Raw genomic sequence first — 11,858 nt, 5'->3', positions numbered from 1 at the left:
ACGCCGCGACGCCGCTTGCGCAGGAGGAAGTACCCATGCCGTCGCCGCTCGCCGGACGCACCACCGGACCCATCCCGTCCGCCCTGCTCGCCCTGGCCTCCCTCCTGGCGCTGGTGGGCGTCGCCGGCCCCGCGGCCGCCGACCCACCGCCGACGGGCACCGACTGGGACCAGATCGCCGCCTGCGAGAGCAGCGGCGACTGGCACACCAACACCGGCAACGGCTACCACGGCGGCCTCCAGATCTCGCCGTCCACCTGGCGTGCCTACGGCGGCCACCGCTACGCCCCGCGCGCCGACCTCGCCACCCGCGACGAGCAGATCGCCGTCGGCGAGCGCATCGCCCAGGACCTCGGCCTGTCCCCCTGGCCCAACTGCGGCCAACACGGCCGCCGTTCGGCCCAGCGCGCCCCCGGCACCCGCCGCACCGCCACCTACATCGTCCACGCCGGTGACTGCCTCTCCGCGATCGCCCGCCGCACCCACGTCCCCGGCGGCTCCTCCGCCCTCTACACCCTCAACAAGGACCGCCTCGCCCAAGGCGCGAACCGCATTCACCCGGGTCAACAACTGCGCCTGCGGGGCTGAGCGGAAGGCGCGGCCGTCATGGTGAATCCGGTGGGCGGTCAGGGTGAACGCGGGCGGGTGGCGGCACTTCGGGCTTGGTCGATCTGCTCGGTGCCGCCACCTGCCCGATCGGCCTGTTGATCCCGGACGTATCGTGCTGCGGTGGGGCATACGGCGGCTCGGCAACCCGCAGGGAGCCAAACGCTTGCGGGCCACATTCAGCCGGCTGGCCCAGCAGCCCGCCGCCCCGGCCGCGGCGGATACGGGGGACAACCCCACCGGGAGAGGGCGGCCCGCCGGATGGGCGGGTGCCAGCCGCGCAACGAGCCCTGGGGCATGACGAGTTACCGGGGGCGCGGGGCCCCGCCAACATCCTGATGGTGCAGAACCTCCGGGACCCGGCGACGCCGTTCCTCGGGCCGCCGCCCGCAGCGGGACGTGTACTGCGCCGGGTGAGCCGGGGCCGGTCGTCGGGGGCGGGCACGGCCCGGCATCCGCCGCCGGGCCGCGCGCGCGGCTCACCCCAGGGGGTGGCCGGTGGTCGCGTCCACGTGGTCGGGGACCTCCTCGTGCCGGTCGCCGACGGTCGAGGTGCCGGTCGGTTCGAAGAGCAGCAGGTGGGCGCCAGAAGGGGAGTGGGGCCTGTGCTCGACGCCCCGGGGGACGGTGAAGACGGCGCCCTTGGGGAGCCGGACGGTCCGCTCCCCGGCTTCCTCCCGCAACGAGAGGAACAACTCCCCCTCCAGCACCAGGAAGAACTCGTCGGTGTCGTCGTGCGCGTGCCACAGGTGCGTGCCGGCGACCTTGGCGACCCGGACGTCGTAGTCGTTGACCCGGGTGACGATCCGGGGGCTCCACAGCGCGTCGAAGGAGGCCAGCGCCGCCGCGAGCTGCTGCGGTCGGTCGGGGTGTGTGCTCATGGGGCGATCCTGTCCCGCCGGGCCGGCCGCCACGAGTGCTAGGAATCGCACATGCCGCAACGATCCTCGCACCCCCGCCGCGCCCCGGGCCGCCCGTCCCGTCCGCACCGCGTCGTCGCCCTCGTCGACGACAACACCAACGCCTTCGAAGTCGGCTGCGCCATCGAGGTGTTCGGCCTCCCACGCCCCGAAATAGGCCACCGGCTCTACGACTTCGCGCTCTGCGCGCCCTCCCCGCGGACCGCGATGCGGGACGGCGTCTTCACCCTCGCCGGGGTCGCCGGGCTGGACGCGGCCGACGACGCGGACACCGTGATCGTCCCGCAGCGCCCCGACGTCGAGGTGCCCCGCCGCCCCGCGCTGCTCGACGCCGTCCGCCGGGCCCACGCCCGCGGCGCCCGGCTGCTCAGCTTCTGCACCGGCGCCTTCACCCTCGCCGAGGCGGGCGTCCTCGACGGCCGGCGGGCCGCCACCCACTGGCAGTGGGCGGACGCCTTCCGGGCCCGCTTCCCCGCCGTCCGCCTGGAGACCGACGTGCTGTTCGTCGACGACGGCGACATCCTCACCGCGGCGGGCAGCGCGGCCGCGCTCGACCTGGGGCTGCACGTGGTCCGCCGCGACCACGGCGCGGAGATCGCCAATACGGTCAGCCGCCGACTGGTCTTCGCCGCCCACCGGGACGGCGGCCAGCGGCAGTTCGTGGAACGCCCGGTGCCCCGGGTCCCCGACGCGTCGCTCGCCCCGCTCCTGGCCTGGGCCCAACAGCGCCTCGACGCCCCGCTGTCGGTGGCCGACCTGGCCGCCCGCGCCGCGGTCAGCCCGGCCACCCTGCACCGCCGCTTCCGCGCCCAGCTCGGCACCACCCCGCTGGCCTGGCTCACCGCCGAACGGATCGCCCTGGCCTGCCGGTTGATCGAGCGTGGCGAGGCCCGCCTCGACGTGGTCGCCCACCGCAGCGGCCTGGGCACGGCGGCCCATCTGCGCGCCCTGATGCGCCGGGAGACCGGGCTGACCCCGTCCGCCTACCGCCGCCGCTTCGGACCGGAGCGTGCGGAAGACCGCGCCGTTCCCCGTGAGACACGCCGTTTCCCGTGAACCACCGCCCGGACGGCCGTACGACGGGCCCGCCGCCCGACCCCTAACCTGGAAGGGGAAGCCGGTGAGCGTCGATGACCGCTGATCCCGTCACGCTCGCACTCTGCGGCGATGTGATGCTCGGCCGCGGGGTGGACCAGATCCTGCCCTTCCCCGGCGCCCCCGAGCTGCGCGAGGCGTATGTCGAGGACGCCCGGGTCTACGCCGGACTGGCCGAGGCGGCGGGCGGCCCGATCCCCCGCCCCGTCGGCTTCCGCTACCCCTGGGGCGACGCGCTGGCCGCGCTCGACGCCGCCGCGCCCGCCGCCCGGGTGCTCAACCTGGAGACCGCGGTCACCCGGTACGGCACCTTCGCCCCCGGCCGGGAGATCCACTACCGGATGCACCCGGCGAACCTCCCCTGCCTGGCCGCCGCCCGCCCCGACGTCTGCGTGCTGTCCAACAACCACGTCCTGGACTTCGGCCGCGAGGGGCTGGCCGAGACCCTGCGCAGCCTGGCCGCGGTCGGCCTGCGCACGGCGGGCGCCGGTGCCGACGGCGAGGCGGCCCGCACCCCCGCGGTCGTCCCGCTGCCCGACGGCCGCCGCCTCCTCGTCCTCGGCCTGGGCATGCCGTCCAGCGGCGTCCCCCGCACCTGGGCCGCGACCGCCGGGCACGGCGGCGTCCACTGGGCGGCCGGCCCCTCGCCCGCCACCGCCGCCGAGGCCGCCGCCCTGCTCCGCGCCCGCAGGCGCCCCGGCGATCTGGCGATGGTCTCGGTGCACTGGGGCTCCAACTGGGGCTACGGGGTCCCCCGCGCCCAGACCGCCTGCGCACACGCCCTGGTCGACGCCGGCGTGGACCTCGTCCACGGCCACTCCTCGCACCACCCGCGCCCCCTGGAGCTCTACGCCGGCAAGCTCATCCTGCACGGGTGCGGCGACTTCATCGACGACTACGAGGGCATCACCGGCTACGAGCGCTACCGCGACGACCTGCGCCCGCTCTACCTCGCCGTGCTGGAGCCGGACACCGGCCACCTCGTGGAGCTGCGGATCGTCCCCTTCCAGACCCGTCGGATGCGGCTGCGCCACGCCGGTGCCGGGGACGCCCGCTGGCTCGCCGCCCTCTTCGACCGGCTCGCCCGCGGTTTCGCCCCCGGCGTCCTCGCCCTCGACCCGGCACCCGCCCTGAGCCTCCGGCCGGCCTGAACCGCCCGGCCCACCGGGCCCGTTGGGCCCGGCCACCGCTCGCCTACCGCCCGGCGCCCGCCACCGCCGCGGCCAGTGCCAGCACCCGCCGCGCCTCCTCCACGTGCAGGTTCTCCACCATCCGCCCGTCTACGGTGACCACCCCGCGCCCCTCCCGGCTCGCGGCCTCGAACGCGTCGATGATCCGCCGGGCCCGGGCCACCTCCGCCTCCGCCGGCGCGAACGCCCGGTTGCACGGCTCGATCTGCGACGGATGGATCAGCGTCTTCCCGTCGAACCCGAACTGCCGCCCCTGGACGCACTCCGCCTCGAACCCGGCCGCGTCCGTGACGTCGTTGAACACCCCGTCCAGGATCGCCTTCCCCGCCTCGCGGGCCGCCAGCAGCGCCAGCGACAGCCCCGTCAACAGCGGTGCCCGGCCCGGCACATGCGCCGCGTGCAACTCCTTGGCCAGGTCGTTGGTGCCCATCACCAGCACCGTCAGCCGCTCGCTCGCCCCGGCCACCGCCCGGGCGTCCAGCATCGCCCGCGGGGTCTCCACCATCGCCCAGATCGCCGTGCGGTCCGGCGCCCCGGCCTCCTCCAGCCGCCGCTCGACCTCCCGCACGGTCTGAGCGGACTCCACCTTCGGCACCACCACCGCGTCCGGGCCGGCCTGGGCCGCCGCCCGCAGGTCGTCCGCGAACCAGGGCGTGCCCGGCCCGTTGACCCGGATCGTGACCTCCCGGCCGCCGTACCCGCCGGCGGCCACCGCCGCCGCGACCCGCTCCCGCGCCGCCTCCTTGGCGTCCGGCGCGACCGCGTCCTCCAGGTCCAGGATCAGCCCGTCCGCCGGCAGCGACGCCGCCTTCGCCAACGCCCGTTCGTTGGCGCCCGGCATGTACAGCACCGACCGCCGCGCCCGCACCGCGTCCTCGTAGCCCTCGTCACCCACGGACCTGCTCCCCATCTCCGTCGCTCGCCGCCGCGTACGCGTCCCGCAGTTCGGGGTCGCGCGCCGCCAGCGCCTCGGCGAGATCCCTCACCACCCGGCACTGCTTGACCGTGGCGTCGTCCTGCATCTTCCCGTCGATCATCACCGCACCGGTGCCGTCGCCCATCTCCGCGATGACCCGGCGCGCCCAGGCGACCTCCGCCGGCGCCGGCGAGAACACCTTCCTCGCGATCCCGATCTGCACCGGGTGCAGGCTCCATGCCCCCACGCACCCCAGCAGGAACGCGTTGCGGAACTGGTCCTCGCAGGCCACGGTGTCCTTGATGTCGCCGAACGGCCCGTAGTACGGCAGGATTCCGTGCGCCGCGCAGGCGTCGACCATCCGCGCGATCGTGTAGTGCCACAGGTCCTGCTGGAACACCGCCCGCGGCCCGTCCGCCGCCCCCGGCCGGGGGTCCTCCCGCACCAGGTAGTCGGGGTGGCCGCCGCCGACCCGCGTCGTCTTCATCCGCCGGCTGGCCGCCAGGTCCGCCGGCCCCAGGGACATCCCCTGCATCCGCGGGCTGGCCCCGGCGATCTCCTCCACGTTGGCGACCCCGCGCGGCGTCTCCAGGATGGCGTGCAGCAGGATCGGCCGCCGCACCCCCGCCCTCGCCTCCAACTGCGCCACCAGCCGGTCGACGTAGTGGATGTCCTCGGCGCCCTCCACCTTCGGCACCATGATCACGTCCAGCTTGTCGCCGATCTCGGTGACCAGCGTCAGCAGATCGTCCAACGCCCAGGGCGAATCAAGGCTGTTGATCCGCGTCCACAGCTGCGTGGCACCGAAGTCGGTGCCGCGCGCGACCTCGACCAGCCCGGCCCGCGCCGCCTCCTTGCGGTCCGCCGCGACCGCGTCCTCCAGGTTGCCCAGCAGCACGTCGACGTCCGGCGCGATGGCCGGCACCTTGGCCGCCATCCGCGGATTGCCCGGATCGAAGAAGTGGATCATCCGTGACGGCCGGAACGGTACCTCCCGGACCGGCTCCGGAGCCCCCACGGCCAACGGACGGAAAAAGTCCTTCGGAGAGCGCACCCTGCCTCCCAACGCACCCACCACCCGCCCCGCCACCCGGAGCCGGCCAACGGCGCACACTCTAGGCCCGCCGCCCCCCGCTTGTTACCGGGCAGTATGTGTGCCGTTGATCACGAATGGTGAGCGGCGGGGAAGGGTGGCGGGCGTCGGTCGGGTCCGCCAACTCTGGGGTCGGGCACCCGCGTTGTCCCGTTGCCGCCCTCTCGCCCGCCGATAAATCCGTTGACACCCCCCGCGCCCCCCGGGTTAGCTGGTGCCCTTCCATTCGTTCTGCTCTGGGTCGTTGTGCCCTGGAAAAGGTGTTTATGTTCCGGCTTGCGCCGAGTGCGCCCCGTCGTACCGCGTAACCGTCCGCCTTCCCCGCGTCGCACCTCGTCGTCGCGGCCGCCGGACGCGTTCTCCGGTGCTCTCGTACCGCCCCGAGGCGGGGCCGCTCGGCCTGCTCTTGCTGTTCCGAACCACTTCTCAGCAAGGAGCTCCGGGTGTCCCACACCACCACTCCCTCCACCCTCGCCCTCGACACCTTCGCCTGCGCGTGGTGCGGCCTGACCGTCTCCGCGTGCGCCGCCGACGGTGCCCGGCGCAACCACTGCCCGTCGTGCCTGCACTCCCGGCACGTCCTCGACCACGTCGAGGGCGGCCCCAGCGCGTGTCACGGCCGGATGTCCCCGATCGCCATCGCGGTCCTGCGCACCGGCGACTGGCGGGTGATCCACCGCTGCGTGCGCTGCGACGAGCTCACCTCCAACCCGGTCTGCGCCGACGACAACCAGCTCATCCTGATGCGGATGGCCGTCCGCCCGCTGGCCCAACCGCCGTTCCCGCTAGAGGCGTTCGGCACCCTCTGACCGCGCCCGGAAGGAGGGACCGCAGATGCCCCGACGCACCAACCGCGACGGTGGCCGCGGCCGGGACCGTCGTCCGCAGCGGCACAAGACCGTGCTGCACGGCCCCGGTGGCCACCGGGCGCCCGCGTTCCGTTGCGTGGGCTGCCGCCTGGAGGTGTCCCTGGACGCACCGGGGACCGCGCACCGCAACCACTGCCCGAACTGCCTGGCCAGCCGCCATGTCGACCGCAGGGTCCCGGGCGACCGCGCCGCGGACTGCGGCGGCCGGATGGCGGCCCTGGGGATGACGGTCCGGCCGGACGGCGAGTGGCTGCTCATCCACCAGTGCCTGTCCTGCGGCGAGTTGAGCACCAACCGCATCGCCGGCGACGACAGCCCCCGGGCCCTGGTCCACCTGGCGCTCCGGCCGCTCCAGGACCCGGGCGTCGCCGCCCGCGCCCTCCGCACGCTCTGACGGGGAGCGCGCGGGGGAGGGAGCGGGGGCCGGACCATCGCCGCGTGCTGACCGCGGCGGTCCGGCCCCGCCCCCAACGCCTCTCCGCTGCCGGCGCTCCCCACACTTCCCACGTTCCCTGCCCCCAACGCCCCCTCAGCCGAACCATCCCAGCGCCGCGTCCAGCGACCAGCCCTGCCAGCACATCGCGCCGAGCCCGACCGCCGAGACCAGCGCCATCATCAGGTTCTGGCCCTGCTCCGCCCAGTCGTGGATCATCAGCACCAGGTAGACCAGATTGAGCAGCAGCCCTGCGGCCAGGGCGATCGGCGTCAACAGGCCGACGGTCAGGCCGAGTCCGAGCGCCAGTTCCGCGTGCGCGACCAGGTGCGCCATCAGCCGCGGCCGCGGCCGTACGACGCGGTCGAAGCCCCTGCGGACCACGGGCCAGCGGTGTGCGTCGGCGATCCCGGCCGCCCAGGTGATGCCGCCGCCGGCGAACCAGCTCTTCTTGTCCTTGTGGCGCCAGCTCTCCAGCCACCACAGACCGAGGCCGATGCGCAGCACCGCCAACCACGCGGCGCCGCCGAGCCAGATCGTCTGCATGTGAACCGCCCTCCGCCCTCCAGAATTCTGACGAGGCGTCAGTTCAGCGGATGCGCCCCGAGCGCGCAAGGGGTCGAGTTTCCCGGCGTCCCTTGTGGTTGCGGGGGCGAGCTCCTAACCTCCGAACTGATGGGTCGTCAGATATCGGACCGGCGTGACCCACCGGCGCGGCAGTTGGGGGTACAACGTGACCAGCGGCAACAGCGGTACGGGGGAGCTTCCGAGGATCATCAGCGTGGACGACCACGTGATCGAGCCGGCGCACCTCTTCCGAACCTGGCTCCCGCGGAAGTACCGGGACCGCGGCCCGAAGCCCTTCACCGCCGGCATCGGCGAACTGGCCTACGTCGGCGGGAAGTACCGGTTCACCACGGACCCGGAGGGCCAGATCACCGACTGGTGGGAGTACGAGGGGCTGCTGTTCCCGTACAAGCGCATCATCGCGGCCGTCGGCTTCTCCCGCGACGAGATGACGCTCGACGGGATCACCCGGGACCAGATGCGGCGCGGCTGCTGGGACCCCGGGGCCCGGCTGGCGGACATGGACCTCAACCACGTCGAGGCGTCGCTGTGCTTCCCGACCTTCCCGCGGTTCTGCGGGCAGACCTTCGCCGAGGCGGAGGACAAGGAGGTCGGGCTGGCCTGCGTGCGGGCGTACAACGACTGGATGGTGGAGGAGTGGTGCGGGGACAGCGGCGGCCGGCTGATCCCGCTGTGCCTGATCCCCCTCTGGGGCGTCGACCTCGCGGTCGCCGAGATCCGGCGGAACGCCGCGCGGGGCGTGCGGGCGGTCACCTTCAGCGAGATCCCCACCTACCTGGGGCTGCCGTCCATCCACTCCGGCTACTGGGACCCGTTCTTCGCCGCCTGTGAGGAGACCGGGACGGTGGTCAACATGCACATTGGGTCGTCGTCGCAGATGCCGGCGGCCTCCCCGGACGCCCCGCCGGCCGTCCAGGCGTCGCTCTCCTTCAACAACGCCATGGCCTCGATGATGGACTTCCTCTTCAGCGGGGTGCTGGTGCGGTTCCCGCGGCTCAAACTCGCCTACAGCGAGGGGCAGATGGGCTGGATCCCGTACGCCCTGGAGCGGGCCGACGACGTCTGGGAGGAGCACCGCGCCTGGGGCGGGGTCAAGGACCTCATCCCGGAGCCGCCGTCGACGTACTACTACCGGCAGATCTTCTGCTGCTTCTTCCGCGACAAGCACGGCGTCGCGGCGATCGACACCGTGGGCGTGGACAACGCCACCTTCGAGACCGACTACCCGCACGTCGACTCGACCTGGCCGCACACCAAGGAGGTGGCCGCCGACCACGTGGGCCACCTGTCCGAGGAGGTGACCTACAAGCTCCTGCGCGGCAACGCGATTCGTATGCTGGACCTGCCGTTCGACCGTGCGCGAGCGGCCGTGTGACCACCGCCGGCGCCGACCACGCGCGGCGGTGGGGTGCCGGGGGCGCCGGCTCCCGGCACGGCGGTTCACCAACCCGCTGAGAGGCGATCGGATGAGCGACACCATGGCCGAGGTCCTGGCCACGCTGGGCCGCGGCTACCTGCGCGAGGCGCCCGGCCTGTGCGGCAAGGCCGCGCTGGCGGAACGGCTGGTCAACCCCTACCTGCGGGACCATCCGCGGCGCCGGGTGGTCACCACGCGGTTCGGCGCCCGGATGGCCGTCGACACCCAGGACCTCATCCAGCGCTACCTCTACCTCTTCGGCCTCTGGGAGCCGCACCTGTCGCACTGGCTCCGCCGCCGGCTGCGGCCCGGCGACGCCTTCATCGACGTCGGCGCCAACATCGGCTACTTCAGCCTGCTCGCCGCCCACCTGGTCGGCCCGGAGGGCAAGGTGGTCTCGATCGAGGCCATGCCGACCTTCCACCGCCGGCTCGAACAGCACCTCGCGCTCAACGGCCTCGGCAACGTCCGCACGGTCAACGCGGCCGTCTCCGACGCCCAGCGGACGCTGACGTTCATCCTCGCCAGCTCCCGCAACATGGGCGCCGCCAGCATCGTCCCGTACGACGGACCGGCCGAGATCACCCTCGACGTCGAGGCGCAGCCGCTGCTGGCCCTCGTCAAGCCCGAGGAGATCGCCGCCGCCCGGGTCGTCAAGATCGACGTGGAGGGGGCGGAGGGCGCGGTGGTGCGCGGCCTGGAACCGCTCCTCGCGCGGCTGCGGCCGGACGCCGAGATCACCGTCGAGGTCACCCCCGAGCGGATGGCGCGCCTGGGCGACTCGCTCGACGAGCTCCTGGACACCATGGCCCGGCACGGCTTCCACACCTACCGGCTGCCCAACTCCTATGCCGCCGGCGGCTATCCGGCGTCCCTGCGCGCCTCGGCGGCCTCCGCCGCGGTCCGCTGGCGCGCCCCCGTGGTGGAGGAGAGCGACCTCGTCTTCTCCCGCGTCGATGCGGAGCGCCTGCCCTAGGGCGCTGCTGACCCCGATCCGTCGGACGGGCTCGAACCGGGCCCGGGCCGGCCGTCGTCGGTGGGTCGGGACGGATACTTCCAGCCGAGCGCGGCGAGTTGGCGGGCCCGGGCCTGCACCACCGCCATGCGGGCCTCCCGCTCGGCCGCCTCGGTGTGCGACGCCTGGCCGGTCACCTGGCCGGGCCACTTCCGGTACAGCAGGCCCGTCTCGGGGGTGAACCAGCCGCGGCTGGTGGTGTTCAGCGCCAGCAGCAGGCCGGTGTCCTCGGAGGCCGGCAGCGCCATCCAGCCGCCGAGCGCGAGCAGCAGCTCGCGGCGGACGAAGAGGGTCGCCGGGTGGACCTGTGCCCGGAAGTCGTGGGCTGCCCAGAAGTCCAGGACCGTGCCCCGCTCGACCGGGCCGGCCGCCGGGTCCCCGTCGAAGCCGACCGTGGAGCCGTCGGGCAGCAGGTCCAGGGCGCGCGAGGTCGCCCAGCCGAGGCCGTGGTCGGCCTCCAGCGCGGCCAGGTCGCGGGCGAGCGCGCCGGGCGTCAACTGGTCGTCGGCGTCCAGCACCTTGACGTACTCGCCCTCCGCGCGCGCCAGCGCGATGGTGCGCGCGACGCCCGGCCCGCCCGGTCGCCCCTGCCGGAACGACACCCGCGCGTCATCCGGCAGCTGCCCCGCGACCTCCGTGCTCCGCCCGTCCTCCTGGACGACCCACTGCCACTCCCACCCCTCGGGGAGTTGCTGCTGCCTCAGCGAGCGGTAGGCGTCCGCCAGGAACGGGGCGGACGGGGCATGGACGGCCGTGACGATGCTGATGCGCCGGGGCACGGCTCACCACCTTTCCAAGGGAGTAACGAACAGCAGTTCCGTGCGGTCGCCGGGCAGGATGACGTCCGAGACGTCCACGACGCGCCCGTCGGTGTCGTACGAGACCTTCCGCAGCACCAGCACCGACGTCCCGGGCGGCAGCTCCAGCTCCGCCGCCTCCTCGGGCGTCGGCGGGCGCGCGGTGACGTGTTCCTCGACGCGGTCCAGCTCGATCCCGACGGCGTGCAGTTGGCTCTGCGAGCCGCCCGGCCAGGGCTCGTTGGAGGCGTCCAGGAGGTCGGGGTCGGCCGCGATCACGGCGCGCACGAGGTAGGAGGTCACCAGGGCGAACGGGGCGCTCTCGGCCGCGCACCGGGTCCGGTAGCCGCGCTCCACCAACTCGGTGCCCTCGGGGACGCCGAACGCCCCGGCGAGCTCCGCGTCGGCCGCGACCTCGCGGTAACGGGCGCGGAAGACGAGGTCGTCGACCCGGAGCCCGGTGTCGTACTCGGTGGCGCCGGTCCGGGCCCGCCGCTCCAGGGGCGCGCGGGCGCGGTCCTTCTCCCACTGGTGCCGGAGGTTGGTGCGCCGGGCGGGGGTCCGCGGACGCCGGACGAAGGTGCCGACGCCGTGTCGCTTCTCGATGAGCCCCTCGTCCCGTAGTGCCCGCAGCGCCTCCCGGACGGTCGGCACGCTGCGCCCGAACCGCTCCGCGAGCCGGGTCTCGGCCGGCAGCCGGTCACCGGGCCGCAGCTGCCCGGCCCGGATGGCCGCCCGGAGCTCGTCCGCGATCCGCTCGTACGCCACTGCCATGGGTGCCCACTCCGCTCCTCGGCGCCCCGACCGACCACCGGAGCCGAGGGCTCCGGCGCCACTCCCAGCGTACGACTCCTCATGAGGACGCAACGACTCGGCCGGCGGGCCCCCGATGCCGCCGGACCCCGGCCCGCACCGCCGCC

13 protein-coding genes are annotated in these 11,858 nt (G+C 74.2%); 7 read left to right on the top strand and 6 right to left on the bottom strand.

Annotated elements, in window-relative coordinates:
- Window positions 1–35 precede the first annotated feature (35 nt).
- Complete coding sequence (locus tag ACIQU6_RS00455; RefSeq protein WP_403479404.1) at window positions 36–587, top strand: transglycosylase family protein; 552 nt, start codon at window positions 36–38, stop codon at window positions 585–587.
- 497 nt (window positions 588–1,084) lie between these two features.
- Here the strand turns inward: ACIQU6_RS00455 and ACIQU6_RS00450 are convergent, their stop codons facing one another.
- Window positions 1,085–1,486, bottom strand: a complete 402-nt coding sequence (locus ACIQU6_RS00450; protein WP_403479403.1) for a cupin domain-containing protein — start codon at window positions 1,484–1,486, stop codon at window positions 1,085–1,087.
- A gap of 51 nt (window positions 1,487–1,537) precedes the next feature.
- On the opposite strand from ACIQU6_RS00450, the gene ACIQU6_RS00445 reads away from it, so the two are divergent.
- Entirely contained in the window at window positions 1,538–2,581 is a 1,044-nt protein-coding gene (locus tag ACIQU6_RS00445; RefSeq protein WP_403479402.1) for a helix-turn-helix domain-containing protein, read from the top strand.
- Between the two features lie 74 nt (window positions 2,582–2,655).
- Window positions 2,656–3,771 (top strand): CapA family protein, encoded by a 1,116-nt coding sequence (locus ACIQU6_RS00440; protein WP_403479401.1) that lies wholly within the window; start codon window positions 2,656–2,658, stop codon window positions 3,769–3,771.
- Window positions 3,772–3,814: 43 nt separating this feature from the next.
- Here ACIQU6_RS00440 and ACIQU6_RS00435 read toward each other — a convergent pair whose 3' ends face one another.
- Entirely contained in the window at window positions 3,815–4,705 is an 891-nt protein-coding gene (locus ACIQU6_RS00435) for an HpcH/HpaI aldolase/citrate lyase family protein (RefSeq protein WP_403479400.1), read from the bottom strand.
- Window positions 4,698–5,780, bottom strand: coding sequence for an HpcH/HpaI aldolase/citrate lyase family protein (locus tag ACIQU6_RS00430; RefSeq protein WP_403479399.1), 1,083 nt, complete (start codon window positions 5,778–5,780; stop codon window positions 4,698–4,700). The genes ACIQU6_RS00435 and ACIQU6_RS00430 overlap by 8 nt, the downstream gene beginning before the upstream one ends.
- A gap of 482 nt (window positions 5,781–6,262) precedes the next feature.
- On the opposite strand from ACIQU6_RS00430, the gene ACIQU6_RS00425 reads away from it, so the two are divergent.
- Together ACIQU6_RS00425 and ACIQU6_RS00420 are read left to right on the top strand one after the other, a co-directional pair.
- Window positions 6,263–6,628 (top strand): RNHCP domain-containing protein, encoded by a 366-nt coding sequence (locus tag ACIQU6_RS00425; RefSeq protein WP_403479398.1) that lies wholly within the window; start codon window positions 6,263–6,265, stop codon window positions 6,626–6,628.
- A 25-nt stretch (window positions 6,629–6,653) separates the two neighbouring features.
- Entirely contained in the window at window positions 6,654–7,082 is a 429-nt protein-coding gene (locus ACIQU6_RS00420) for an RNHCP domain-containing protein (protein ID WP_403479397.1), read from the top strand.
- A gap of 135 nt (window positions 7,083–7,217) precedes the next feature.
- On the opposite strand, the gene ACIQU6_RS00415 is transcribed toward ACIQU6_RS00420, so the two are convergent.
- Entirely contained in the window at window positions 7,218–7,667 is a 450-nt protein-coding gene (locus ACIQU6_RS00415; protein WP_403479396.1) for a DoxX family protein, read from the bottom strand.
- Between the two features lie 187 nt (window positions 7,668–7,854).
- On the opposite strand from ACIQU6_RS00415, the gene ACIQU6_RS00410 reads away from it, so the two are divergent.
- A complete protein-coding gene (locus tag ACIQU6_RS00410) occupies window positions 7,855–9,084 on the top strand; it encodes an amidohydrolase family protein (protein ID WP_403479639.1) in 1,230 nt (409 codons plus the stop codon).
- A 91-nt stretch (window positions 9,085–9,175) separates the two neighbouring features.
- Complete coding sequence (locus ACIQU6_RS00405) at window positions 9,176–10,102, top strand: FkbM family methyltransferase (RefSeq protein ID WP_403479395.1); 927 nt, start codon at window positions 9,176–9,178, stop codon at window positions 10,100–10,102.
- On the opposite strand, the gene ACIQU6_RS00400 is transcribed toward ACIQU6_RS00405, so the two are convergent.
- Together ACIQU6_RS00400 and ACIQU6_RS00395 are read right to left on the bottom strand one after the other, a co-directional pair.
- Window positions 10,099–10,920, bottom strand: a complete 822-nt coding sequence (locus ACIQU6_RS00400) for a glycosyltransferase family 2 protein (RefSeq protein WP_403479394.1) — start codon at window positions 10,918–10,920, stop codon at window positions 10,099–10,101. The genes ACIQU6_RS00405 and ACIQU6_RS00400 overlap by 4 nt on opposite strands.
- Before the next feature lie 3 nt (window positions 10,921–10,923).
- Window positions 10,924–11,712, bottom strand: coding sequence for a GntR family transcriptional regulator (locus ACIQU6_RS00395; RefSeq protein WP_403479393.1), 789 nt, complete (start codon window positions 11,710–11,712; stop codon window positions 10,924–10,926).
- Window positions 11,713–11,858: the final 146 nt, after the last annotated feature.

This window comes from Streptomyces sp. NPDC090442 (assembly GCF_044769405.1).
Taxonomy (GTDB): Bacteria; Actinomycetota; Actinomycetes; order Streptomycetales; family Streptomycetaceae; genus Streptomyces.
This window is presented reverse-complemented; position numbering and strand designations above follow the sequence as displayed.